The sequence below is a fragment of the Mycolicibacterium hippocampi genome (assembly GCF_010723735.1).
GTDB lineage: Bacteria > Actinomycetota > Actinomycetes > Mycobacteriales > Mycobacteriaceae > Mycobacterium > Mycobacterium hippocampi.
This window is the reverse complement of sequence record NZ_BLLB01000002.1, coordinates 3,850,323-3,873,163: the sequence shown is the minus strand read 5'-3', so window position 1 is coordinate 3,873,163 and position 22,841 is coordinate 3,850,323. Positions and strand designations below refer to the sequence as shown.

Annotated in this window: 27 protein-coding genes and 1 pseudogene; 16 read left to right on the top strand and 12 right to left on the bottom strand. The window is 68.1% G+C overall.

Annotated elements, in window-relative coordinates:
- The first annotated feature begins 143 nt into the window (after positions 1–143).
- The 3 genes from G6N53_RS19650 to G6N53_RS19640 all read left to right on the top strand — a co-directional run bounded on the left by G6N53_RS19650 (position 144) and on the right by G6N53_RS19640 (position 1,794).
- Positions 144–392 carry a hypothetical protein gene (locus tag G6N53_RS19650; protein WP_163891173.1) on the top strand — a complete coding sequence of 83 codons (249 nt, stop codon included), beginning with the start codon at positions 144–146 and terminating at the stop codon, positions 390–392.
- Between the two features lie 4 nt (positions 393–396).
- Entirely contained in the window at positions 397–756 is a 360-nt protein-coding gene (locus tag G6N53_RS19645; RefSeq protein ID WP_163891172.1) for a hypothetical protein, read from the top strand.
- A 108-nt stretch (positions 757–864) separates the two neighbouring features.
- Entirely contained in the window at positions 865–1,794 is a 930-nt protein-coding gene (locus G6N53_RS19640) for an alpha/beta fold hydrolase (RefSeq protein ID WP_163891171.1), read from the top strand.
- 10 nt (positions 1,795–1,804) lie between these two features.
- Here the strand turns inward: G6N53_RS19640 and G6N53_RS19635 are convergent, their stop codons facing one another.
- From G6N53_RS19635 to G6N53_RS19625, 3 genes are all read right to left on the bottom strand, one after another.
- Positions 1,805–2,029: a hypothetical protein gene (locus G6N53_RS19635; RefSeq protein ID WP_163891170.1), complete on the bottom strand. Its 225-nt coding sequence runs from the start codon at positions 2,027–2,029 to the stop codon at positions 1,805–1,807.
- A 28-nt stretch (positions 2,030–2,057) separates the two neighbouring features.
- Positions 2,058–3,335, bottom strand: a complete 1,278-nt coding sequence (locus G6N53_RS19630) for a competence/damage-inducible protein A (protein ID WP_163891169.1) — start codon at positions 3,333–3,335, stop codon at positions 2,058–2,060.
- Positions 3,336–3,401: 66 nt separating this feature from the next.
- Positions 3,402–4,148 (bottom strand): glucose 1-dehydrogenase, encoded by a 747-nt coding sequence (locus tag G6N53_RS19625; protein ID WP_163891168.1) that lies wholly within the window; start codon positions 4,146–4,148, stop codon positions 3,402–3,404.
- A gap of 79 nt (positions 4,149–4,227) precedes the next feature.
- On the opposite strand from G6N53_RS19625, the gene G6N53_RS19620 reads away from it, so the two are divergent.
- Complete coding sequence (locus tag G6N53_RS19620; protein WP_163891167.1) at positions 4,228–5,304, top strand: NAD(P)H-dependent amine dehydrogenase family protein; 1,077 nt, start codon at positions 4,228–4,230, stop codon at positions 5,302–5,304.
- 4 nt (positions 5,305–5,308) lie between these two features.
- Here the strand turns inward: G6N53_RS19620 and G6N53_RS19615 are convergent, their stop codons facing one another.
- Positions 5,309–5,755, bottom strand: coding sequence for an ATP-binding protein (locus G6N53_RS19615; protein ID WP_163891166.1), 447 nt, complete (start codon positions 5,753–5,755; stop codon positions 5,309–5,311).
- Positions 5,756–5,800: 45 nt separating this feature from the next.
- Positions 5,801–6,196: an STAS domain-containing protein gene (locus tag G6N53_RS19610; protein ID WP_163891164.1), complete on the bottom strand. Its 396-nt coding sequence runs from the start codon at positions 6,194–6,196 to the stop codon at positions 5,801–5,803.
- Positions 6,197–6,443: 247 nt separating this feature from the next.
- Between G6N53_RS19610 and G6N53_RS19605 the strand changes: the two genes are divergently transcribed.
- The 4 genes from G6N53_RS19605 (at position 6,444) to G6N53_RS19590 (ending at position 11,404) form a co-directional block, all read left to right on the top strand.
- On the top strand, positions 6,444–7,208 hold the full coding sequence (locus tag G6N53_RS19605; protein WP_163891162.1) for an HAD family hydrolase: 765 nt from the start codon (positions 6,444–6,446) through the stop codon (positions 7,206–7,208).
- Between the two features lie 53 nt (positions 7,209–7,261).
- The gene (locus G6N53_RS19600; protein ID WP_163891160.1) at positions 7,262–8,395 is read left to right on the top strand and encodes a nitronate monooxygenase; all 1,134 of its coding nucleotides are present in this window, start codon (positions 7,262–7,264) and stop codon (positions 8,393–8,395) included.
- A gap of 157 nt (positions 8,396–8,552) precedes the next feature.
- Positions 8,553–9,149 carry a TetR/AcrR family transcriptional regulator gene (locus tag G6N53_RS19595; RefSeq protein WP_163891158.1) on the top strand — a complete coding sequence of 199 codons (597 nt, stop codon included), beginning with the start codon at positions 8,553–8,555 and terminating at the stop codon, positions 9,147–9,149.
- Positions 9,149–11,404, top strand: coding sequence for a molybdopterin-dependent oxidoreductase (locus G6N53_RS19590; protein ID WP_163891156.1), 2,256 nt, complete (start codon positions 9,149–9,151; stop codon positions 11,402–11,404). Before G6N53_RS19595 ends, G6N53_RS19590 begins: the two co-directional genes overlap by 1 nt.
- On the opposite strand, the gene G6N53_RS19585 is transcribed toward G6N53_RS19590, so the two are convergent.
- Positions 11,401–11,865: a hypothetical protein gene (locus G6N53_RS19585; protein ID WP_308494824.1), complete on the bottom strand. Its 465-nt coding sequence runs from the start codon at positions 11,863–11,865 to the stop codon at positions 11,401–11,403. The two genes, G6N53_RS19590 and G6N53_RS19585, sit on opposite strands and share 4 nt — an antisense overlap.
- A 206-nt stretch (positions 11,866–12,071) precedes the next feature.
- Here G6N53_RS19585 and G6N53_RS19580 point away from each other — a divergent pair, with 206 nt between their 5' ends.
- Positions 12,072–13,334, top strand: a complete 1,263-nt coding sequence (locus tag G6N53_RS19580; protein ID WP_163891152.1) for a cytochrome P450 — start codon at positions 12,072–12,074, stop codon at positions 13,332–13,334.
- Here the strand turns inward: G6N53_RS19580 and G6N53_RS19575 are convergent.
- Positions 13,276–13,659: a hypothetical protein gene (locus G6N53_RS19575; RefSeq protein ID WP_163891150.1), complete on the bottom strand. Its 384-nt coding sequence runs from the start codon at positions 13,657–13,659 to the stop codon at positions 13,276–13,278. The genes G6N53_RS19580 and G6N53_RS19575 overlap by 59 nt on opposite strands.
- An 86-nt stretch (positions 13,660–13,745) precedes the next feature.
- Here G6N53_RS19575 and G6N53_RS19570 point away from each other — a divergent pair, with 86 nt between their 5' ends.
- The gene (locus G6N53_RS19570) at positions 13,746–14,543 is read left to right on the top strand and encodes a helix-turn-helix domain-containing protein (RefSeq protein WP_163891148.1); all 798 of its coding nucleotides are present in this window, start codon (positions 13,746–13,748) and stop codon (positions 14,541–14,543) included.
- 66 nt (positions 14,544–14,609) lie between these two features.
- Positions 14,610–15,035 (top strand): lipoprotein LpqH, encoded by a 426-nt coding sequence (locus tag G6N53_RS19565; protein WP_163891146.1) that lies wholly within the window; start codon positions 14,610–14,612, stop codon positions 15,033–15,035.
- A 7-nt stretch (positions 15,036–15,042) separates the two neighbouring features.
- On the opposite strand, the gene G6N53_RS19560 is transcribed toward G6N53_RS19565, so the two are convergent.
- The 4 genes from G6N53_RS19560 to G6N53_RS19545 all read right to left on the bottom strand — a co-directional run bounded on the left by G6N53_RS19560 (position 15,043) and on the right by G6N53_RS19545 (position 18,974).
- The gene (locus tag G6N53_RS19560; RefSeq protein WP_371870841.1) at positions 15,043–15,843 is read right to left on the bottom strand and encodes a L,D-transpeptidase; all 801 of its coding nucleotides are present in this window, start codon (positions 15,841–15,843) and stop codon (positions 15,043–15,045) included.
- Between the two features lie 126 nt (positions 15,844–15,969).
- Positions 15,970–16,593, bottom strand: a complete 624-nt coding sequence (locus tag G6N53_RS19555) for a Pr6Pr family membrane protein (RefSeq protein ID WP_163891144.1) — start codon at positions 16,591–16,593, stop codon at positions 15,970–15,972.
- A gap of 43 nt (positions 16,594–16,636) precedes the next feature.
- A complete protein-coding gene (locus G6N53_RS19550; RefSeq protein ID WP_163891142.1) occupies positions 16,637–17,905 on the bottom strand; it encodes a DUF7159 family protein in 1,269 nt (422 codons plus the stop codon).
- Positions 17,906–17,999: 94 nt separating this feature from the next.
- A complete protein-coding gene (locus tag G6N53_RS19545; RefSeq protein WP_163891140.1) occupies positions 18,000–18,974 on the bottom strand; it encodes a threonine ammonia-lyase in 975 nt (324 codons plus the stop codon).
- Positions 18,975–19,031: 57 nt separating this feature from the next.
- On the opposite strand from G6N53_RS19545, the gene G6N53_RS19540 reads away from it, so the two are divergent.
- Complete coding sequence (locus tag G6N53_RS19540; protein ID WP_163891138.1) at positions 19,032–19,454, top strand: acyl-CoA thioesterase; 423 nt, start codon at positions 19,032–19,034, stop codon at positions 19,452–19,454.
- 17 nt (positions 19,455–19,471) lie between these two features.
- Positions 19,472–20,533: an agmatinase gene (speB, locus tag G6N53_RS19535; protein ID WP_163891137.1), complete on the top strand. Its 1,062-nt coding sequence runs from the start codon at positions 19,472–19,474 to the stop codon at positions 20,531–20,533.
- Here speB and G6N53_RS19530 read toward each other — a convergent pair.
- Positions 20,514–21,398 carry a cyclopropane mycolic acid synthase family methyltransferase gene (locus tag G6N53_RS19530; RefSeq protein ID WP_163891135.1) on the bottom strand — a complete coding sequence of 295 codons (885 nt, stop codon included), beginning with the start codon at positions 21,396–21,398 and terminating at the stop codon, positions 20,514–20,516. The two genes, speB and G6N53_RS19530, sit on opposite strands and share 20 nt — an antisense overlap.
- 271 nt (positions 21,399–21,669) lie before the next feature.
- Here G6N53_RS19530 and G6N53_RS19525 point away from each other — a divergent pair, with 271 nt between their 5' ends.
- The 3 genes and pseudogenes from G6N53_RS19525 to G6N53_RS19515 all read left to right on the top strand — a co-directional run bounded on the left by G6N53_RS19525 (position 21,670) and on the right by G6N53_RS19515 (position 22,839).
- Positions 21,670–21,873: an Rv3202a family protein gene (locus G6N53_RS19525; RefSeq protein WP_163891133.1), complete on the top strand. Its 204-nt coding sequence runs from the start codon at positions 21,670–21,672 to the stop codon at positions 21,871–21,873.
- A gap of 16 nt (positions 21,874–21,889) precedes the next feature.
- Positions 21,890–22,339: pseudogene (locus G6N53_RS19520) on the top strand (SRPBCC family protein); the annotation flags it as partial.
- A 92-nt stretch (positions 22,340–22,431) separates the two neighbouring features.
- Entirely contained in the window at positions 22,432–22,839 is a 408-nt protein-coding gene (locus tag G6N53_RS19515; protein WP_205390417.1) for a hypothetical protein, read from the top strand.
- Positions 22,840–22,841: the final 2 nt, after the last annotated feature.

Below are 22,841 nucleotides of genomic sequence, written 5' to 3'. Positions count from 1 at the left end.
AATCCGTTCGTCGGGTTCAACGGGTCTGCAATTGACGCCGACGATAAGGTTAGGTCGTCTCATCAAACAGCGTTCACCCGGGACGCCGCGAGCGCTTCCGCGAAGCGTTGACGTGCGCGGTTGCTGCCACGACACTTCTGTTGATGTCCACACTTCGGCTGTATCTGCGTATCCAGGCGATGACGTTGGTGTTCGGGATCGTCGGCCCGATCTTTCTGATCGTGTACTTCACCGCCCAGCCCGACCCCACCCTGCGGTGGATGTACTGGTGGGGTCTGTTCATCACCACCGCAGACATCCTGATCGCTCTCGCGATCGTCGACTCGGCAGTGCACGCAGGACGCCGTGACCACGAAGTGCCCCCCGAAGCGCTGCACTCCCGGGAGGTCTGACGTCGTGGTGCACCCCGGCTACCCACCACCCACTCGGCCGCCACGGTCGGGTGTGGACCTGGCGGTCTCCATCGCCGCGTTGACGCTGACGGTGTTGCTGGGCGCCGCGGCCGCGTTCTTCGGACTGTTCTCGCTGGCGTTCCTGGACCACTGCCCGCCCGCGACGTGCAGTGTGGACGGCGCGGTCAACGCGGTGTTCCTGTCGCTTCTCGCCGCGGCCGGCATCGGGCTGACCGGCATGGTGTTGACGATCGTGCTGCTGGCCTCACGCAAGACCGGGTGGCCGGTCGCCGTCGGCACCCTGGTGGTGTGCGCCATGGTGCTGTTCGTCGGCGCTATCGGGTACGGCGCGGCCGTCGGCTGAGTTGCCGGCTCCCGCCGGCCGCAGGAACGCGTCATGGATACCCCGCACCGAGCGTCCATTGTCGCCGTAGCGAATCGGCTGCGGACGCCCGCGTGGGACACTTTGCTCATGTCTGTCGAGATCGCCCGTCCCAAGCTCGAGGGCAATGTCGCCGTCGGCTCCGACCGTCGCATCGGCTTCGCCGAGTTCGGTGACCCCCAGGGCAGGGCGATCTTCTGGCTGCACGGTACCCCCGGCGCGCGCCGGCAGATCCCCGTCGAGGCGCGCCTCTACGCCGAGCACAACCGCATCCGGTTGATCGGTGTCGACCGACCCGGCATCGGCTCGTCGACACCGCACGAGTACGCGAGCGTCATCGACTTCGCCGACGACCTGCGCACCATCGCCGACACCCTGGGTATCGACAAGATGGAGATCATCGGCTTGTCCGGGGGCGGTCCGTACACGCTGGGCTGCGCGGCCGCCATGCCCGAGCGGGTGGTCGCCGTCGGGGTGCTCGGCGGTGTCGCGCCGACCCGGGGCAGCGACGGCATCGGCGGCGGGCTGATGGGCAACGTCGGCCTTCCGGTGGCCCCGGTGCTCGAGAAGGCCGGGACGCCGCTGAGCATCGTCGCCACCGGAATGATCCGGCTGATCAAGCCGATCGCCGAACCTGCCCTGTACCTGTACGCCAGCATCTCCCCGGAGGGCGACCGCCGGTTACTGGTGAGGCCGGAGTTCAAGGCGATGTTCCTCGACGACCTGCTCAACGGCAGCCGCAAACAACTGTCCGCACCGTTCGCCGACGTCGTGGTGTTCGCCCGCGACTGGGGGTTCCGCCTGGACGAGGTCAAGGTCCCGGTGCGTTGGTGGCACGGCGACTGCGACCACATCGTGCCGTACTCCCACGGCCAGCATGTGGTCGCGATGCTGCCGGATGCCGAGCTCTACCCGCTGCCCGGCGAGAGTCACCTGGGTGGGCTGGGCGAAGCCGAGGCGATCATGACCACCATGAACGAGATGTGGGACGCCTTCGAGGGCACCGACGCCCGCAGGTGACCGACGTTCGTCAGCGCTTCAACCAGCCGCGCACCGTCGGCAGATCCCGGCTGTAGGTCTGCAGGAAGTCGTCGTGGTAGAGCGTGCCGCCGCTGATCGCGGCGTCCCCGCGCCAGACGATGTGCACTCGCACCACACCCTTGTTGAAGTAGTCGCTGCGATCGGTGACACGGTGATTCCACCCCGCCTGCTCGGCGATCGCCGAAATCGTCTGCCGGTCGTCGGTGTCAACCATCGATGATCCCTCCTTGTCAGGGGCCACCCTATCCCCTGCCGGTCAGCGTGCGTCGAAGCAGATGCATGGCCACCGTCGTCGAGCGTTCCCGGACATCGGTCCGGTTGCCGGGCAGGGTCAACGTCCGCGTCAGCGCGGTGCCGTCGGCCAGCGCCACCGAAAAGCACACCGTGCCCACCGGTTTGGTCGCGGTGCCACCCCCGGGCCCGGCCACCCCGGTGATCGCCACCGCGGTGTCGGCGCCGAAGCGCTGCAGCGCCGCCAGCGCCATCGCCTCGGCCACCGGCTCGGAGACCGCGCCGTGCGTCTCGATCAGCGTGGCATCGACCCCGAGCACCTCGGCCTTGGCTGCGTTGGAGTAGGTCACCACGCCCCCGGCGACGTAGGCAGACGAGCCGGGCCGCTCGGTCAGCCTGGCGGCCAGCAACCCCGCGGTGCATGACTCGGCGGTGGCGATGCTGCGGCCGTCGAGCAACCCGGCGACCTGGTCATCGACCAGGGCACCGTCCTCGGAGAAGATCTCGCGGGCGTGCCGCTCACGAAGCACCACCAGCAGGTCGGAGTAGGCGCCCGCATCCTGCGGTTCGTACCGGGTGACGATCTCCAGTTCGCCCCGCCGCAGGCAGGTGGTGATCTCCAACCGGTCGAAACCCGAGACGGCCCGCTCGGCGTCGCGCAGCGTGTCGGCCAACCCGGACTCGGGAAGCCCGAACATCCGCACTGTCTGTTGCCGGTACTGCGTCCGGCCGGCGATCGCGTTCTGCACGGCCTCGGTGGCGACGGCCGCCTGCCACATCGGCTGCAGCTCGCGCGGCGGGCCGGGCAGCACCACCACGGTGGGCGTGCCTGCGATCACCACGCCGGGCGCGGTGCCGACCGGGTCCAGCACGACCGCGCCGGTCGGCACCATCGCCTGTTTGCGGTTGGCGGCGCGCACCGCCTCGGCATCGAGGGTCTGGCCGCCGGTGCGCCGCTTCATCAAGCCCAGGACGATCTCACCGATCCGGGCGTCGAGCGCCTGGTCGAGGACCAGGTCCCGGTCGCAGAATCGGGCGACGACCTCCACGGTCATGTCATCGGCCGTCGGGCCGAGACCGCCGCTGGTGACGATGAGATCGACGCCCTCGCCTGCGAGGAACCGCAGCTGGGCCTCGATGTCGGCGGGACGGTCGCCACACAGCGTGATGTGGCGCAGTTCCACGCCCAACTCGAGAAGCCGGTCGGCGAGCCAAGGGCCGTTACGGTCCTGGACGCGTCCGGTGAGGACCTCGGTCCCCGTCACCACGATCCCCGCCCGTGCGCTCACGGAACACGACACTACGCATGGCTCGAGGCATGGCTCGAGGCGGCGGCCGCCTCGAACTGCGGGTCCCTATTTGTGGGGGACGTCGTTGACCAGGCCGCCGTCCATGACGAACTCGGCGCCGGTGGAGTACCGAGATTCGTCACTGGCCAGAAACACCACGAAGGTGGCGACCTCTTCGGGCTGCCCCGGGCGTCCCAGCGGGATGCGCAGCATGTTGTCGGGGAAGTGTTTGGTCATCGGCGTCCGGATGAACCCGGGGTGGATCGAGTTGACGCGGATCTGGTGGGCGCCGAGCTCCAGAGCCGCCGACTTGGTCAGTCCGCGCACCGCCCACTTGGACGCCACATACGGGTGCACCATGATGGCACCGCGCAGCCCCTCGATCGAGGACACGTTGATTATCGAGCCTCCGCCGGCGGCCTTCATCGCCTCGACCGAGGCCTGCATGCCCAGGAACGTGCCGGTGAGGTTGACGTCGATGACCTTCTGCCACTTCGCCATGTCGAACTGCCCGATGAGGCCGAGCGCGACCGTGCCCGCGTTGTTGACGAGGACGTTGAGCTTGCCGAATTCGCTGACCGCGGTGGCGACTGCCGAGTCCCAATCCTCGGCCTGGGTGACGTCGAGGTGCACGTACCGCGCGGAATCAGGTGTGGTGGCGTTGATCTCGTCGGCCAGTTCCTTGCCCTTGTCGTCGAGGATGTCGCCGATGACAACCTTGGCGCCTTCAGCGACGAGCGCCCGGGCGTCTTCGGCGCCCATTCCCTGCGCACCGCCGCTGATGAGTGCCACTTTTCCGTCCACGCGTCCCATGGGGCGACAGATTACCGCACGGCCACGAAGAAACTAGAACCTGTTTCAATTTCTGAATTCAGACCGCATACTGCTCGCCATGGGTATTCGTGTGGCGCTCATCGGTACCGGCAACTGCGGCAGCCTGGCGCTGCGTCAGCTCATCGAAGACGCCCGCTTCGACCTGACCGGAGTGTGGGTCTCCTCGGAGGCCAAGATCGGCAAGGACGCCGGTGAGTTGGCGCGCCTGGACGTGACGACGGGCGTGATCGCCGTCAACGACTTGGATGCGATCATCGCGGCCGCCCCCGACTGCGCCGTCTACTGCGCGATGGGAGACGTGCGTCCACGCGAGGCGCTGGCCGATGTCCGCGGACTCCTCGAGGCGGGCATCAACGTCGTCGGTTCGTCTCCCGGCTTCCTCGAATACCCGTGGGGCGTGATCCCCGACAAGACCATCGAGCGGGTGGAAGCCGCAGCGCGGCAAGGCGATGCGAGCTTGTTCATCACCGGGGTCGATCCCGGGTTCGTCACCGACCTGCTGCCGCTGGCGCTGGCAGGCACCTGTCAGAGCATCCAGCAGATCCGCACCATGGAGATCGCCGACTACGCCACCTATGACGGAGCCACGGTGATGTTCGACGTGATGGGATTCGGCAATCAGCTCGGCGACCTGCCGTTTCTCTATCAGCCCGGGATGCTCAGTTCGGCCTGGGGCGTGGCAATCCGTCAGCTCGCAGCAGGTCTGGGCGTGGACCTGGACGAGATCAGGGACTCCGTCGAGCAGGAACCCGCACCGGAGGACTTCGACGTCGCGGTCGGCACCATCAAGAAGGGCACCGTGGCAGCGGTGCGCTTCCAGATCGAGGGGGTCGTCGACGGTGACCCGGTGATCGTCGTCGAACATGTGACGCGGCTGCGCGGGGACCTGCGGCCGGACTGGGCGCAGCCGGCCCAGGAAGGCGGGTCTTACCGGGTGGAGATCACCGGCGAGCCCTCGTACGTCATGGACATCGCGCCGACCAGCCGCAACGGCGACCACAACTATGCGGCGATCCTGGCGGCGGCCGGCAGGATCGTCAACGCCATCCCCGACGTCATCGCCTCTGAACCCGGCATCCGGACCACGCTCGACCTGCCCCTGGTGACCGGCAAGGGTGTCTACCGGCGACTGTGATCGATCAGCGTCGACCGATCCCGTTCCATTCGAGCCGCACCCGGGTGCCTTCCGTGGACGTCTCGATCGCCGAGCGGTCGGACAGCGTCTCCATCAACGGGATGCCGCGGCCCCGGGTACGAGGCGCCGGATCGGTCTGCCGTGGCCGCCAGGTGCCGCGGTCGCAGATCTCCACCGACAGCTTCTGTTCGGCCGGGTGGTAGGTCGCCTGGATATCCATGGTGCCGGGGGTGTCGGCCAGCCGGTAGGCGAACTCTGCGGCGTTGGCCAGAGCTTCGTTGATCGCCAGCACCAGATCGCTGCACCGTACGGCATCCAGATCGAAGAACCGCTGCAGCCACTGCGCGAATTCCTGGCGGGTCCGGGACACCGCCTGGGCGTCGGCTTCGAGCCCGAATCGCTCGAACCGTTCTGAGTTGGCTACCTCAGTCGGCGGCATGGGATCGATCATGGCAGTCGGTGGCTACCCCGGAAATCACGTTCCTACGCGGCTTTTCTACGTCTGATGGGCGGCAAGGGCTTCGTCGAGGTTCGGGAACAGGCTGACGATGTCGGCGATGCCCACCAGTTTGAGGGGCCGGCTGGTGGCCGGGCCGTCGGCGACGACGCTGAAGGACACCTCCGAGCCGGCCTTGTCGTGTGCCGCGACCAGGACACCCATCCCGGCGGATGCGAGGAACTCGACCTCGGTGAAGTCGATCACCACACCGGCCGGCCGCTGTCCGAGGGCACTGTCGATCGCGGTCTCCAGCTGGGGCGAGGTGAGCATGTCGACGACACCGGACACCGAGACGACGGCGACGCGGTTGATCCATCGCTCGGTCACGACACAGTTCGATGAAGATGTCGCCCCAAAAGTACCGGTTGTCTCTTCGGTTGATTGCTCGTCCAAGGTTCACCTTCCATGTCAGGCCGCTCCACGCATACAGCGAGAGCACTGATCAGTGCCGCTCGCGCAGGCTGCATCCTGAACCCGGCAAGACCAAACTACCGTGATCGTCTGCTCCGATCCGGCCACAGATTAAACCAGGACCGCCGACAACGCCCGTAGCATGGTGTGTCCACCCTGCGTGGGAGCCCTTGACAGCGCTTGACAGCCATCTTTCCATCTCGCAGATCTCTGGACGAGGAGCGGATCTTTGAGCGCTGACGCCGCGGACCGGGTAGATCCCGTCACGCAGATCGATGCGAGTCCGCCGGGTCCGGGGATCGGTGCCTTCTTCGACCTCGACGGCACCCTGGTCGACGGTTTCACCGCGACCGCCCACGCCGGCGACCGTATTCGTCGTCGTCAGGCGCGAATCGGCGAGGTGCTGGGCGTGATCGAGGCGTCCATGCGCTACCGGTTCGGCCGAATGCACTTCGAGCGGCTACTCGTGCGTGCCGCCGGTTATCTGCACGGGGAGTCGTTGGCGGAACTCGACGACGTCGGGGAACGCCTGTTCGGTGAACGGGTGCGCTCGCGGGTGTACCCGGCGATGCGCCAGATCGTGCTGGCCCACCAGCGGCGCGGCCACACGGTGGTGCTCAGTTCCTCGGCGCTGACGATCCACGCCGAACCGGTCGCCCGCTTTCTCGAGATCGACCACGTGCTGTGCAACCACTTCGACGTAGACGACGCGGGCCGGCTGACCGGTCGCATCACCGAACCCGTCATCTGGGGCAGGCAGAAGGCTGCAGCGGTCCAGGAATTCTGCGCGACCAGCGCTGTCGACCTGAATCGCAGTTACTTCTACGCAGACGGAGACGAGGACGCCGCGTTGATGGCTCTGGTCGGGCACCCGCGGCCGGTGAACCCCCGCCGCGGCCTGGCTGCCACGGCCGCCGACCAGGGCTGGCCGGTGCTGCGGATGTCGCCGACGGGCAGGGGCATTCTCGGTGTCCGCCGTGGTGTACTAAAGTAGAACACGTTTCAGTTTTGTCGTGAACGTGCCTATCGGCCCACCAGGAGCGAACTATGCATACTCCCCTGTGCGATCAGCTCGGCATCGAGTTCCCCATCTTCGCCTTCACCCACTGCCGTGACGTGGTGGTGGCGGTCAGCAAGGCCGGCGGCTTCGGTGTGCTCGGCGCGGTCGGGTTCAGTCCGGAGCAACTCGAGATCGAACTGAACTGGATCGACGAGCACATCGGTGACCACAACTACGGCGTCGACATCGTCATCCCCAACAAGTACGAGGGCATGGACGCGAACCTGTCCGCCGACGAGCTGTCGAAGATGCTCCAGGACATGGTCCCGCAGGAACACCTCGACTTTGCGAAGAAGATCCTGACCGACCACGGCGTTCCGCTCACCGCCGAGGACAACGAGAGCACGCTGCAGCTGCTCGGCTGGACCGAGGCCACCGCGACCCCGCAGGTCGAGGTCGCGCTCAAGCACCCGAAGATGACGCTGATCGCCAACGCGCTGGGCACCCCGCCGAAGGACATGATCGAGCACATCCACGCCGAGGGTCGCAAGGTGGCCGCGTTGTGTGGCTCACCCAGTCAGGCGCGCAAGCACGCCGACGCGGGTGTCGACATCATCATCGCCCAGGGCGGCGAGGCCGGTGGGCACAGCGGCGAGGTCGGCTCCATCGTGCTGTGGCCGCAGGTCGTCAAGGAGGTCGCCCCGGTGCCGGTGCTGGCCGCGGGCGGCATCGGTAGCGGACAGCAGATCGCTGCCGCGCTGGCGCTGGGCACCCAGGGCGCGTGGACCGGCTCGCAGTGGCTGATGGTCGAGGAAGCCGAGAACACCCCGGTGCAGCAGGCGGCCTACGTCAAGGCGGGCAGCCGTGACACCGTGCGGAGCCGTTCGTTCACCGGCAAGCCGGCCCGGATGCTGCGCAACGACTGGACCGACGCCTGGGAGAACCCGGACAACCCGAAGCCGCTCGGGATGCCGCTCCAGTTCATGGTTTCGGGTCTCGCCGTCGCCGCGACACACAAGTACCCGAACGAGACCGTCGACGTCGCGTTCAACCCCGTCGGCCAGGTCGTCGGACAGTTCGAGAAGGTGGAGAAGACCTCGACCGTCATCGAACGCTGGGTGCAGGAATACCTCGAGGCGACCAACACCCTCAACGAGCTCAACGAGGCCGCCAGCGTGTGATTCCGGAGTAGTTGGTCGCGCTGGCCCTGCGCCGGCGCGGACCAACCACACCGACACCGCCGGCCTCGAGCCGGCCGCCCCTGCTCAGCATCTCTTCACTTGTGGCTCCAGATTATGTAGGGTTGCATACATAGAGCGCAGGAAGGCGGTCCCCGAAGTGGCTAGCCCACGTGAACGCATGGTCGTCTCGGCGGCACTGTTGATCCGGGAACGAGGTGCGCATCCGACCGCCATAGCCGACGTTCTCGCGCACAGCGGAGCGCCCCGAGGGTCGGCGTATCACTACTTCCCCGGCGGACGCACGCAGTTGCTCTGTGAGGCGGTCGACTACGCCGGCGAGTACATGGCCACCAGGCTCGACGCGGCGCCCTCGGCCCTCGACGGGCTCGACGAACTGTTTACGGAGTATCGTAAGCAATTGCAGCGCAGTGACTTTCGTGCCGGCTGTCCGGTGGTTGCGGTGGCCGTCGAAGCCGGTGACCCGGCCAAACCCGACCAGGCGAAGCCCGTGATCGAGCGGGCCGCCGCAGCCTTCGCCCGCTGGCGGGACGTTATTCGGCAGCGGCTGATCGCCGACGGGGTGCCCGCGCAGCAGGCCGGCGCGCTGGCGCTGATGGTGCTGTCCTCGTTCGAAGGGGCCCTTGTCATCGCGCGGGCCTCGCGCGACCTCGAGCCCCTCGACACCGTGCACGCGCAGCTCCGGTCGCTGATCGGTGCCCAGACCTCACCCACCGGACGAAAGAGAACACAGTGATGACCGACCAACCCGGCACCTGGCAGCCCACGGCGTGCATCTTGTGTGAATGCAACTGCGGCATCGTGGTTCAGCGCGAGGGCCGCACCCTGGCCCGGATCCGCGGCGACAAGGACCATCCTGCCTCGCGCGGCTACACCTGCAACAAGGCGTTGCGCCTCGACCACTACCAGAACAACCACGCCCGCCTGACCTCCCCCATGCGCCGGCGGCCGGACGGCGCCTTCGAAGAAGTCGACTGGGACACCGCGGTTTCCGAGATCGCCGCCGGGTTCCGGGCGGTCGCCGACACCCACGGCGGCGACAAGATCTTCTACTACGGAGGCGGCGGACAGGGCAACCACCTCGGCGGTGCCTACAGCGGCGCATTCCTCAAGGCGCTCGGTTCGCACTACCGTTCAAATGCGCTGGCGCAGGAGAAGACCGGCGAGCACTGGATCGACGCCCAGTTGTACGGCAACCACACCCGTGGCGAGTTCGAGCATGCCGAGGTGTCGGTGTTCGTCGGCAAGAACCCGTGGATGTCGCAGAGCTTTCCGCGGGCCCGGGTGGTGCTCAACGAGATCTCCAAGGACCCGACGCGGTCGATGGTGGTGATCGACCCGGTGATCACCGACACAGCGAAGATGGCCGACTTCCACCTTCGGGTCCGGCCGGGCACCGACGCATGGTGCCTGGCGGCCCTTGCCGGCGTGCTGGTCCAGGAGAATCTGTGCGACGAGGCGTTTCTCGCCGATCACGTCACCGGCGTCGGCGCGGTGCGGGAGGTCCTCGGGGAGGTGCCGGTCGGTGAATACGCGCAGCGTTGTGGCGTCGACGAAGACCTACTGCGTGCCGCGGCGCGCCGCATCGGCACGGCCGGCAGCGTCGCGGTGTTCGAGGACCTCGGCGTTCAGCAGGCGCCCAACAGCACCCTGTGCTCGTACCTCGACAAGATGCTGTGGATCCTGACCGGGAACTTCGCCAAACGTGGTGGCCAGCATCTGCATTCGTCGTTCGCGCCGTTGTTCCGGTCCGGTGGCGTCGGCCGCACCCCGGTGACCGGTGCGCCGATCATCGGGGGTCTGGTTCCGAGCAACGTCGTGCCAGAGGAGATTCTGACCGACCACCCCGACAGGTTCCGCGCGATGATCGTGGAGAGCAGCAATCCGGCGCACTCGGTGGCGGACTCGCACGCGGTGGCCCGGGCGTTCGCCGAGCTCGAGCTGCTCGTCGTCATCGACGTGGCGATGACGGAGACGGCCCGGCTGGCGCACTACGTCCTGCCCGCGGCGACGCAGTTCGAGAAGGTCGAGGCGACGTTCTTCAACCTGGAGTTCCCGCACAACACCTTCCATCTGCGGCACCGACTGCTGGAACCGCTGCCCGGGACACTGCCCGAGCCCGAGATCTGGGCACGTCTGATGCGCGCCCTGGGGGTTGTCGACGAGGCCGAACTGATTCCGCTGCGCCGCGCGGCCGAGTCGGGACGTGCGGCGTTCACCGAGGCGTTTCTCCAGGCCGTCGGCGCCAACCCCGCGCTGGGAAAGGTGTTGCCGTTCGTGCTGTACGAGACCCTGGGTCCGACGTTGCCCGACGGGCTCGGTGGGGCGGCGGCGCTGTGGGGGCTGGCGCAGAAGGCGGCGATGACCTATCCGGAGGCGGTGGCGCGGGCCGGGCATGCCGACGGCAACGCATTGTTCGACGCGATTCTGGAAGGTCGCTCCGGTGTCACGTTCACCGTCCACGACTACGAGGACGACTTCGCGCTGATCTCCCATCCGGACCGCAGGATCGCGCTGGAGATCCCGGAGATGATCGCCGAGGTGCGGCGGTTGGCAGCGGCGCCGGAGGGTCTGACGTCGCCGGAGTTCCCGATCGTGCTGTCGGCCGGTGAGCGTCGCGCGTATACCGCCAACGACATCTTCCGGGACCCGTCATGGCGCAAGCGCGACACCGACGGAGCGCTGCGGGTCAGTGTCGAGGACGCGGAGATGCTCGGGCTCACCCACGGTGGCCGCGCCCGGGTCACGACAGCGGCGGGAGCAGCGGAGGTGACCGTCGAGGTCAGCGACACGATGATGTCCGGCCACGCCTCGCTACCCAACGGCTACGGACTCGACTTCGCCGACAGCGACGGCCACGAGCACCGCCGCGGGGTGGCACCGAACTCGCTCACGTCCAGTCAGTGGCGTGATGCCTACGCCGGGACGCCCTGGCACAAGCACGTACCGGCGCGGATCGAACCCGCGCCGCTGGCAGCGGTCGCGGGCTAGGGGCTGGCCGGCGGCGCGGCGGGTGGCGGCGGCGCGGCAGGTAGCGGGGCCTGCGGACCCAAGGGCAGGCCTGCAGGAGGTGTGGCGTCGGCGACCATGGGCCGCTGTGTCAGCAGCAGCAGCGCGTCACCGCCGCTGACCTCCTGGGTCTGCATGGCGTGCCACAGGTCCCGCAGATAGGTCAGCCGAGGCTGACTGGGCGCCACCGGGGCGTCGCTGGTGCCCGGGGGCAGGTTCTCCGGGCTCGGCAGATGGGGAACGGCCTCGACGGCTGCGTCGGCCGCACCCGTCGCGATCACCTGCGCGGGAGCCTCGGCGTCCAGCGGGGCCGGCGGCGCCGCGGGAGCGGGCGCCGGAACCGGGAGTGGCGGTGCCGGTGGGGCCGGCTCGGCCAGGGCGGCCGGCGCGGTGAGGGTCAGGGCGGCCAGCGCTGCAGCCCCGACGATTGAAGCGATTTTCACGTCGATTCCGAACTTCACCGATGCCCCCTTCGGGTTTCGCGGCTATTCACTGGATGCATCTGCGGCGGCCCTGAAATCGTTACACCGCGGGGCGGTGGAGTCCACCGGAAGGACTTCCGGGTACACACTTCGCGCAAGTTGTCTCGCCGAGGCCCGACTGTGGTGTAGCAATGCGGTACGGCCACCCCACGGTTAGGAGCCAACGCATGCCGACTCCCACCCTCCCGCCAGGATTCGACTTCACCGATCCCGACCTCAACCGAGAGCGGTTGCCGGTGGACGAGCTCGCCGAGTTGCGTCGCTGCGCGCCGATCTGGTGGAACGAGCAGACCGCCGGCGGGGCCGGCCCTTTCGGTGACGGTGGCTACTGGGTGGTGACCAAGCACCGCGACGTCAAGGAGATCTCCAAACGCAGCGACGTGTTCTCCAGCCTGGAGAAGACGGCGCTACCCCGGTATCCGGAAGGGTCCACCGCAGAGCAGATCGAGACCGGAAAGTTCGTCCTGCTGAACATGGACGCACCGCACCACACCCATCTGCGCAAGATCATCTCGAGGGGTTTCACCCCGCGGGCCGTGGAACGGTTGCGTGACGATCTCAACGAACGAGCCCAGAACATCGCCAAGGCCGCAGCCGCCGAGGGCACCGGCGATTTTGTCGAACAGGTGTCCTGCGAACTGCCGCTGCAGGCCATCGCGGGTCTGATCGGTATCCCGCTGGAGGATCGCAAGAAGATCTTCGACTGGTCCAACCAGATGGTTGCCGACGACGACCCCGAGTACGCGCACCACGACGGACGCAACGCCGCCACCGAACTCATCATGTACGCCATGCAGCTGGCGGCGATCCGGGCGAAGGAGCCGGGCGAGGACATCGTCACCAAGCTGATCGAGGCCGACGTCGACGGACACAAGCTCTCCGACGACGAGTTCGGGTTCTTCATGGTGTTGTTGGCGGTCGCCGGCAACGAGACCACCCGCAACTCGATCACCCACGGGATGATCGCGATGGCTGAGCACCCCGACCAGTGGGACCTCTACAAGCGGGAACGTCCGGTGACCGCGGTCGACGAGATCGTGCGGTGGGCCACGCCGGTGACGTCGTTCCAGCGCACCGCGGTGCAGGACTACGAACTCTCAGGCGTGCCCATCAAGAAGGGACAGCGGGTGGTGATGTCCTACCGGTCGGCGAATTTCGACGAGGAGGTCTTCGACGACCCGTTCTCGTTCAACATCCTGCGAGACCCCAACCCGCACGTCGGCTTCGGCGGCACCGGCGCCCACTACTGCGTCGGGGCGAACCTGGCCAGGATGACGATCGAGCTGATGTTCAACGCGATCGCCGACCACCTGCCCGATCTCGCCGCGGTCGGCACCCCCGAACGTCTGAGGTCGGGTTGGCTCAACGGCATCAAACACTGGCAGGTCGACTACACCGGGCAGTCGGGCTGCCCGGTGCAGCACCAGTAGCCCGCGGATACTCGATGATGGAACGCCAATAGTCCTCGGGGATCTCGGCGTTCGACCTCAGCACGATCGCCAGCCCGGTGGCCATCGCGACGCCCAGGAGTGCGAGCCACAGTCCGGCCAGCCCGATGGCGGCCCACGCCACCGTGGTGAGCAGCGGCCAGGGTGAGACCACCGCGAGCACGGGTGCGAAGAAGAACCCGGCGCCGATGTACCACGCCGAGCCCGCGCGGTCGCAGATCAACACCACGCGCAGCCACCGCGGGATGGGTGGTGCCGGTGCCGCCGCCACCGTTGCCGATGTCGTCACACCGCGTTTTGTGGTCATACCTCCACGGTCCCCCGCACAGGTAAGCGGCGCAATTACCTGAGAGGTAGTGGTCGGGCGCCGGCCGCGGGGGCACACTGATCCCCATGACAACGCCGGCCGGGCAGTGCGAACCGCCCGCGACGTTCGGTGCGTTGATCCGTGCCTGGCGTCTACGGCGCCGGCTGAGCCAGTTGGATCTCGCCGTGGAAGCCGGTGTCTCGGCTCGGCACGTCAGCTTCGTCGAGACCGGCCGTTCCAACGCCAGCAGGGCGATGGTGCTGCGGTTGGCCACCGTGCTGGACGTGCCTGCGCGAGACCAGAACCAGCTGCTGGTGGCGGCGGGGCTGGCCCCGGTGTACGCCGAACGGACTCTGGACGCACCGGACATGGCCGCGGTACGGGCCGGCGTGGGCAGGGTGCTGGACGCCTTCGACCCCTACCCCTGCGTGGTCGTCGACAAGGGCTGGCGGATCGTCACGGCCAATCCCGGCGCCGGGGTGTTGCTCGACGGGGTCGCCGCGCATCTGCTCGAACGGCCCAACGCGCTGCGCATCGCGTTGCACCCCGACGGCCTGGCGCCCCGGATCGCCAATCTCGCGCAGTGGCGGACCCATCTGATCGACCGGCTGCGTCGTGAGGTCGCTGCGGGCGGCTCCGCTCAGCTCGCCGAGCTCCTTGCCGAAATCGAATCGTACCCAGGAGGGTTCGAGAACAGCCCGAATCTGGGAGGGGTCGCGGTGCCGCTCGAGCTGGCGACACCGGACGGCAGGCGGCTGCGGTTTCTGAGCATGGTGACGACGTTCGGCACCGCGCTGGATCTCACCGCGGCGGAACTCAGCATCGAAGCGTTCCTGCCGGCCGACGATGCCACCGCAGCCGCCCTGCGCGGGGCCGGTCGGTAGGCCAACCGGTGATCACCCCGGCATTTCGGCTGGAATCGGCCGCTGCAGCGCATAGAGTCGGGCGCCATGGAGAACCGACACTTCATCGCGGCCGCCGTCGGCGGCATCGCCATCTTGGGCGCGGCCGGCTGCTCGGCACCGGAACCGGCGCTGGGCGGCACCACGGCCACGGTCACCATCGACGGCACCAACACCGGCGGGGCGCAACCGGTGCGCTGTCGTCAATCGGGGTGGTCGTGGTACATCGAGACGCCGCAGGACGACAACGGCTTCACCGCGGTCCTGGAAACGGGCGGCTCGGTGACGCCGAAGTCCGTGGAGTTCCGCGATGTCGGCGGTTTCACCGGGACCTACTGGGCCGACAACATCGGGGACGCCGAGGTGGAAGGGGCTGACGGCAGCTACACGATCACCGGCACCGCGGACGGCACCTTCACCGATGACCAGATGAACAAGGCCACGGCGAAGTTCAGGATCGAGACCAACTGCTGATCGTCGTTCAGGCCTGCACGATGATCGGGTCACCCACCCGCACGGTGTTGAAGTACCAGGCGGCGTTGTCGGGGCTGAGGTTGATGCACCCGTGGCTGACGTTGGCGTACCCCTGGGAGCCCACCGACCACGGCGCCGAGTGGACGTAGACACCGCCCCAGGTGACGCGGATGCCGTACTCCCCCTTGATCAGGTAACCCTCGGGATCGTCGAGAGGTATCCCGATGGTGCGGGAGTCGAAGGTGACATTGCGCTCTTTGCTCAGCGCCGTGAACCGCCCGACCGGGGTGGGGAACTTGGCCTTGCCCATCGAGGCGGGCATCTGGCGGGCGATCTCCCCGTCGATGCTCACGGTGAACGTGTACGCGCTGATGTCGGCGACGCCGACCACCGACGAACCGGTCTGGAAGCTGGTCTTGAATCCGCCGACCGAGACGTTGATCGGCGAGTGCGCCGGGAAGAACTCCGCGGGGGTCCATTCCACGACGTGATCGTCGAGCCAGGTGAACGAGCCTGCTACCGGTGCCGGGGCGGTTGCCGGCGCGACGCTGATCGCCCTCTCGGCAGCGCGCCGATCGGCGACCGCGCCGGTGAACGCCACGGTCACCGGATGGGCCACACCGACGGTCTGCCCCGCCGCGGGCGACACACTCGCGACCGAATCCGGGACGGCCGATCCCGCCCACCCCGTCGCGATCGGCCCACCCAGCGACAGTCCGGTGAGAACGGCGACCGAGCCGGCCAACGCAGTCAGCCGACGCACGGCCACCCGCCATCGATGCGTTTGCTGCAGAGGGGCGCTCGCCACAGTGCCATCCTAGTTATCGTCCTCGTTCGGCGCAGACACGCTGGTCGCACGGGGGGTTCGGGGTGGGTTTCACAATCGGTCTCACAATGCCTCAGTCTGACTATCGAACTCCCACGTCGGAATGTTTCATGGCCCGTCGACGCCGACCGCGGTCGTGGCGCGGTGCGCGGCCAGCAACGCGTACCCCATCACGAGCACACCGCCGGCCAGTCCAACCACGTTCAGGGCCACCGTCGCCGTCCCGACGGTGGCGGGATCGAGAAAGTAATAGGGTGCGCGCCGACCGAGCTCGTTGAGCACCAGCAGCGCCAGAGCCAGATAGGCGGCGGGGTAGGCCAGCCAGGCCACGGGTTGCCACCACGACACCCTGGCGGTCCCCCGGCCGACGAGCAGCCAATCGGTCAGCGCCAGCCCCGGCACCACGACGTGCAGCAGAAAATTGGCCGGGGTGTAGCCCATGCTGTGGCCGGTGAGAAACAGGTTCCACACCGCTCCCGCCATCACCACGTAGAGCACCACGGCGCCCCGCAGACCCACCCGGGCATCGGCGCGCGGTGACAGCAACGTCCACAGGTAGTAGCCGGCGGCGAGGAGGTTGGCCTGGTAGGTGAACGTGACCAGGCGCCACCACACCCCCCACTCCGAGGTCATCGCGACCACGGCCACGGCCGCCACCACGGAGGCGACGATCGCCACCCGCAGCGTGGTGCGCAGGATCGAGGGTCCGGGCGGCGCGACGGGCGGACTCACCACAGCGAGAGTAAGCGTTGCCGGTCCCGGGTGCCCGTGGGCGCTACGGCGGCGGCGGGGGTACGGCGGGCGGCGGGGGTACGACGGCCGGTTGCTGCTGGTCGTCGCCACCTCCGGAGAGCCGCTCCCGGATCCGCTGCAGGATTCCCGGGCGTTCCTCCGGTACCGGCGGCGGGACCAACTCCGGGGCCGGCGCGGGCGGTGCAAGGCCGACGGGCGGCTGCGGTGCGGCCAGTGGGGGCGGTGCGACAGTGCCTTCGGGTGGCGCCGGTGCGGCGTCGGGGAGCGGCAGGGCCTCAAGGGCCGGCGCGGCCTCGGGTTCGGCCTGCGGAAGCGGTATGGCCGGCGCCTCAGGTGCAGGCACCGCTGCCACGTCCACGACAGGGGCCGCCGGCAGGGGCGGCGCCGGCACCGGCCCCCTAATCGCGACCGGCGTCTGGGCGGAGGTGCCGGCGGGGCGGGACGTCGGTGCGGGCCGCTCGGGGGCGGCCTGCAGCGCCAGCGCGGCGGACGCGGAGGCCACGAACGTGACTAGCGCGGCGGCCAGCACCGCTGCCGGCCCCGTCTGCACGAGTCGGCGGGCGCGGCGCCCGGGCGCAACCGCACGGACGTCGCCGTCTTCACGGTCGAGGCGCAACCTGCCGTTCTGCGCGCACGCCAGCGCAGCGCCGCGTGCCAGTGCCAGCTGCGCTTCGGCGGGGGTGTACACCGGCACCGAGAGCGCATCCTCGAGCACGGGCCGCAGCCCGTCGAGATCCTCGGCGGAACCGACCAATACCAGCGCTTCGGGTGCCCAGTCGGCCTTGGTGAACACCGCGCTCAACCAGCCGACCAGATCCTCTTCGGTCACAACGTTGTGATTGACCGCGGTCTGCACCGCGCCTTGCTGGGTCTGCACGACCAGGGTGAGGAGTTGCTCGGGTTCGATGACGCAGACTGCGGTGGTCGGGTAACCGGCGACCTCGGCGATACCGCGGGCCAGCGCGTCGGTGGCCTCGGACAGCCGCACCGGGACGATGTTGTCGAATCCGGAATCGCTCAGCGACTTCAGCAGCAGCGACGCCTCGGCGTCGGCGTCATCGCTCCAGGTCACTCCGATGGAGCGAACCCGGTGACCCCGGTCAGCAGCGTTCGCCTCGGTGCGCAACACCGCAGCCGCCGCCTGCTCGCAGGTCCGCAGTGCGCTCCCGGAACCGCCGTCGTCGACGTCGAACCCCAGGCCGTCGAGGGTCGCGCCGTCGGCGTCCTGACCCTCGACGAGCACCAGGCCGACGGCAGACGGTGTCACCGACAAGCCCAGAACCGCGTCCACCGACCACTCCTTCGTGCGTCCCCGGTCCTGCGGGACCACGTGACGGAAATACCGGGTGGACCCTACCCTCTGCACACCCGCAATTGCACACCTGTCAAATCTCCTCCGGTGCGCTCTCGCCGAGGATCTGCTGCAACATCTGCGGCTCGATGTTCCCGCCGGACACGATGAGCACCGTGCGCCCGGGCGGCGTCGCCCCCTTGCGGTACGCGGCCAGGGCGACCGCGCCGCTGGGTTCGCTCACGAGGTGGGCGCGGTGCGCCAGCTCGCGGACAGCCGCGCGGATCTCGCTCTCGGCCACCGTGATCACCCCGTCGAGGACCTGTTGCAGATGCGCGAACGTGAGATCCGACGGTTGTGACCGCAGACCGTCGGCGATGGTGCGATTGCGGTCCTCGATCGGCCAGTCCACCCGGTGGCCACAGGCCAATCCCGCAGCGGTGTCGCCGGCAAGTTCGGGTTCGATCCCGAAGATCCGCGCCTGCGGGCACAGCGCCCGGATCGCCACACCGATGCCCGACGCCAGCCCTCCACCACTGACCGGTATCAGCACGTTCTGCACGTCGGGCAGGTCAGCCGCGATCTCCAGGCCGATCGTGCCCTGCCCGGCGATGACATCGGGATGGTCGAACGGCGGGATCAGCACGCCACCGGTGTCGGCAAGCACCTGCGCCGCGACCGTCTCCCGCTCCCCTGCCGCGCACAACACGACCTGCGCTCCGTACTCGCGGGTGGCCTGCACCTTGATTTTCGGCGTTTCCTCGGGCATCACGATGTGAGCCGTCAGTCCGTGCGCCGCCGCCGCGTACGCCACTGCCTGGGCATGGTTGCCGCTCGAGTAGGCGACGACGGTGGGCCCGTCGCCGGTGGCGGCCGAACCGGTCAGGGCCGAGATCGCGTTGAACGCGCCGCGCACCTTGAACGCGCCGACCGGTTGCAGGTTCTCGGGCTTGACCCACAGCGGGCGCCGGCCGTCACCCCACCGCGCCGCCAGCAGCGGCGTGCGCACCACGTGGGGTCGGATCCGGTCTGCGGCGATACGGATGTCGTCGATCGTCACGAGCTTCATCGCTCAAGTCTGCGGCACCGGGCCGGCGCCGCGGGCAACGTGGTTAGGGTGATCGGAGTGAACCAGTTCTCGCTGCCGATCGTTCCCCGCTATGCCGAGGTCGACCAGCAGGGCGTGGTGTTCAACGGGCACTACCTGACCTGGTTCGACGAGGCGTGCACCGGACTGCTCGACCATCTGGGCGTCGGGTACCCGGAGCTGATCGCGACCGGCTACGACTTCCAGGTGGTGCACAGCGAGATCGACTTCCTGGCTCCGGTGCGCTGGCGCGATGAGGTGCGGGTCACCGCCGAGTGCACCCGGGTCGGCACGACGAGTTTCACGGTCGGGTTCGGGGTGTGCAGCACGACCGCGGGATCAGACGAGCGGTTGGCGGTGCGGGGGCACACCATCTACGTCGTCGTGTCGACCGAGGATTGGGCGAAACGGCCGATCCCGGATTCGATGCGTGCTGCGTTGAGCGGTTCGGGAACCCTCTGAGCGGTACGGTCATGCCCATGGGGCATGACCACGATCACCGCCGCGAGATCCCGCCGGGAATGGCCGAGCAACTCGACCTCGCCTATGCGGGGCTGGCCTCGTTCGGGCATCGTCCGTTTCTGACCGAGGTGGCACAGCTCGACGAGTGGAAACCGGACGCCGCCATCGTGGGTGCACCGTTCGACATCGGGACCACCAACCGTCCGGGAGCCCGGTTCGGCCCGCGGGCGATCCGGGCGACCGCCTATGAGCCGGGCACCTACCACATGGATCTCGGCCTGGAGATCTTCGACTGGCTCGAGGTCGTCGACTTCGGCGACGCCTATTGTCCGCACGGCCAAACCGATGTCTCCCACAACAACATTCGGGAACGGGTGCACACCCTGGCCGAGCGCGGCATCGTTCCGGTGATCCTGGGCGGTGACCATTCCATCACGTGGCCGGCGGCCACCGCGGTCGCCGATGTGCATGGCTACGGCAATGTCGGCATCGTCCACTTCGACGCGCACGCGGACACCGCCGACGAGATCGAGGGCAACCTGGCCAGCCACGGCACCCCGATGCGCCGGCTGATCGAGTCGGGTGCTGTTCCGGGGTCGCATTTCGTCCAGGTGGGCCTGCGGGGCTACTGGCCGCCGCAGGACACGTTCGAGTGGATGCTCGAGCAGAAGATGACCTGGCACACGATGCAGGAGATCTGGGAGCGCGGATTCAAAGCCGTCATGCGCGACGCGGTGGGGGAAGCGCTGGCCAAGGCCGACAAGCTCTACGTCTCAGTCGACATCGACGTGCTCGACCCGGCACACGCACCCGGTACCGGAACCCCGGAGCCTGGCGGCATCACCAGCGCGGACTTGCTGCGGATGGTGCGCCAACTCTGCTACGAGCACGACGTCGTCGGCGTCGACGTCGTCGAGGTGGCACCGGCATACGACCACGCGGAGCTTACGGTCAACGCAGCGCACCGGGTGGTGTTCGAGGCCCTCGCAGGGATGGCGGCGCGACGCCGGGACGCCGCCGAGGCCGCACCCGGGCAGCCGGCGCGCTCCTACCGGGACATCAGCCCTTCTTCAGGGTGAACTGGCAGATGTCGGTGTAGCCGCCGCGGAACAGGTCCGCGCAGCCGGTGAGGTACTTCATGTACCGGTCGTAGACCTCGCGGGACTGGATGGCGACGGCCTCGTCCTCACGCGAGCGCAACGCATCCGCCCAGATGTCGAGGGTTTTCGCGTAGTGCTCCCGCAGCCGCTGCGCCCGGGTCAGCCGGAATCCGGCCTTGGTCGCGTGCTCCTCGACGGTGGTCGGCTTCGGCAGGTCCCCGCCCGGGAAGATCTCGTCCATGATGAACTTCGAGAACCGCACGATGCTCATCGTGAGCTTCAGGCCGCGGTCGGTGAACTCCTCGTCGGTGGGCTTGATGATGGTGTGCAGCATCATCACCCCGTCGTCGGGCAACACCCGGTAGGCCATCTTGAAGAACTCGTCATAGCGGTCGCGCCCGAAGTGCTCGAACGCACCGATGGACACGATCCGGTCGACCGGCTCGTCGAACTGCTCCCAGCCCTGCAGCAGCACCCGCTTGGACCGAGGGCTGCCCTGCGCCTCGAGAGCCTTCTCGACGTGTGCCTTCTGATTCTCGCTGAGCGTCAGGCCGACGACGTTGACGTCGTATTTCTCGATCGCGCGCAGCAAAGTCGCACCCCAGCCGCAACCGATGTCGAGGAGCGTCATCCCGGGTTCGAGTCCGAGCTTGCCGAGGGACAGATCGATCTTGGCGATCTGCGCCTCTTCGAGCGTCATGTCATCGCGCTCGAAGTACGCGCAGCTGTAGGTCTGCGTGGGATCGAGGAACAACCTGTAGAAGTCGTCGGACAGGTCGTAATGCGACTGCACGTCTTCGAAGTGTGGCTTCAGGTTCTGAGCGCCTTCGGTGATTCTTGGCAAATTACAAGCCTTTGAGATTCGGGATGATGGTCGATGGTCATGGTCGGCCCCGCCCGGCTTGAGGGCCTGTACGTCGTCTGCGCAACTCACGCACAATACCCGAGAGCGACCCCGTTCAGTGAATCACTAGGTCGCCGCGCGCAGCAACCGTCACCGGTGACCAAACGGGAACGTCTGTCGGGTGCGGGCCGGCGCCCGAGCGGGTACACCGGAGCACGGACGGAGCACGCCGCGACGTCCGTCCGCCACCGACCACCAACAGGGAGCACTCATGACGACACCAGACCGCGACCCACTCGGTGCTGCCGCCGAAGCCGACGTGGCCGAACAGCGCGTCCCGATCGACAACACCGAAGACGACTCGTGGAGTGATACACAGCGGGTCTCGGAGGACCGCGACTGGCAAGCCAGCGAAGCCGATCTCATCGAACAGGCCATTCCCGTCCCCGAGGACGAGCGGGAGTCGGACCGGTGATGGAGGGAGTGCGCAGATGCAGGGTGCGGTGACGGTGACGATGGCCGCGCCGGCGGAGCGGATCTGGGAGTTGATCGCCGACGTCCGCAACACCGGCTCGTTCTCGCCGGAGACGTTCGAGGCGGAATGGCTCGACGGCGCCACCGGCCCTGCACTGGGCGCACGCTTCCGCGGCCACGTGCGCCGCAATGAGATCGGCCCGGTCTACTGGACGACGTGTCGGGTCACCGCCTGTGACCCGGGGCGCGCGTTCGGCTTCGAGGTCCTCGTCGGCGACCGGGCGGTCAACAACTGGCACTACCAGCTGACACCGGCGGGTTCGGCCACCGACGTCACTGAGTCGTTCCGGCTGAACCAGAACGTGCTGATGTCGTTGTACTCGGTGCTGGGCGGCCAGCTGCGGCGCCGTCGCAACCTGCGGGACATGCGCAGAACGCTGGAGCGGATAAAGAGCGTGGCGGAGGGCCCCGGCCCGACCTCGGATACGGAGGGCCGTGGCCCGACCTCGGATACGGAGGGCCGCCCCGGCCCGACCTCGGATACGGAGGGGGGACCTCGGTGAGCGATGTGGGTGATGACGTGGCCGACGATGTGGCCGATGCCGTCGGCAAGGTGACCGAGGCGCTGGAGTTCGTCGAACGCGCGAGGGGCCACCTCTATTCGTTCCATCAACTGATGGGGCACGCCGACCTGCTGCTCGGCGAGGCGTGTGACGCGCTGCGTGAGGCAGGCGCCGACGCCGCTGCCGAGCGGCTCGAGACCGACATGATCGGGCGCAACGTGATCGAGGGTCGATGGACGTTCCAGGTGGTCGAGGAGTTCGACGACACCTACTGGTCGCGGCTGCGTGGGCACGAGCGTCAGGTACGTGACGAGCTCACCGACGGTGTCCGTCACCTGCATGAGGCGCGGATGAAAGAGCGTCGTCGCACCCATGGCAGAAAAGGGCACGAAGCCCGGCCGTGAGG

Bases quoted from the DNA above. Each gene is read 5' to 3' on its own strand.
- G6N53_RS19650 (WP_163891173.1), top strand. From the start codon at position 144: ATGTCCACACTTCGGCTGTATCTGCGTATCCAGGCGATGACGTTGGTG.
- G6N53_RS19640 (WP_163891171.1), top strand. From the start codon at position 865: ATGTCTGTCGAGATCGCCCGTCCCAAGCTCGAGGGCAATGTCGCCGTC.
- G6N53_RS19635 (WP_163891170.1), bottom strand. From the start codon at position 2,029: ATGGTTGACACCGACGACCGGCAGACGATTTCGGCGATCGCCGAGCAG.
- G6N53_RS19625 (WP_163891168.1), bottom strand. From the start codon at position 4,148: ATGGGACGCGTGGACGGAAAAGTGGCACTCATCAGCGGCGGTGCGCAG.
- G6N53_RS19620 (WP_163891167.1), top strand. From the start codon at position 4,228: ATGGGTATTCGTGTGGCGCTCATCGGTACCGGCAACTGCGGCAGCCTG.
- G6N53_RS19615 (WP_163891166.1), bottom strand. From the start codon at position 5,755: ATGATCGATCCCATGCCGCCGACTGAGGTAGCCAACTCAGAACGGTTC.
- G6N53_RS19600 (WP_163891160.1), top strand. From the start codon at position 7,262: ATGCATACTCCCCTGTGCGATCAGCTCGGCATCGAGTTCCCCATCTTC.
- G6N53_RS19590 (WP_163891156.1), top strand. From the start codon at position 9,149: ATGACCGACCAACCCGGCACCTGGCAGCCCACGGCGTGCATCTTGTGT.
- G6N53_RS19580 (WP_163891152.1), top strand. From the start codon at position 12,072: ATGCCGACTCCCACCCTCCCGCCAGGATTCGACTTCACCGATCCCGAC.
- G6N53_RS19575 (WP_163891150.1), bottom strand. From the start codon at position 13,659: ATGACCACAAAACGCGGTGTGACGACATCGGCAACGGTGGCGGCGGCA.
- G6N53_RS19570 (WP_163891148.1), top strand. From the start codon at position 13,746: ATGACAACGCCGGCCGGGCAGTGCGAACCGCCCGCGACGTTCGGTGCG.
- G6N53_RS19565 (WP_163891146.1), top strand. From the start codon at position 14,610: ATGGAGAACCGACACTTCATCGCGGCCGCCGTCGGCGGCATCGCCATC.
- G6N53_RS19545 (WP_163891140.1), bottom strand. From the start codon at position 18,974: ATGAAGCTCGTGACGATCGACGACATCCGTATCGCCGCAGACCGGATC.
- speB (WP_163891137.1), top strand. From the start codon at position 19,472: ATGGGGCATGACCACGATCACCGCCGCGAGATCCCGCCGGGAATGGCC.
- G6N53_RS19525 (WP_163891133.1), top strand. From the start codon at position 21,670: ATGACGACACCAGACCGCGACCCACTCGGTGCTGCCGCCGAAGCCGAC.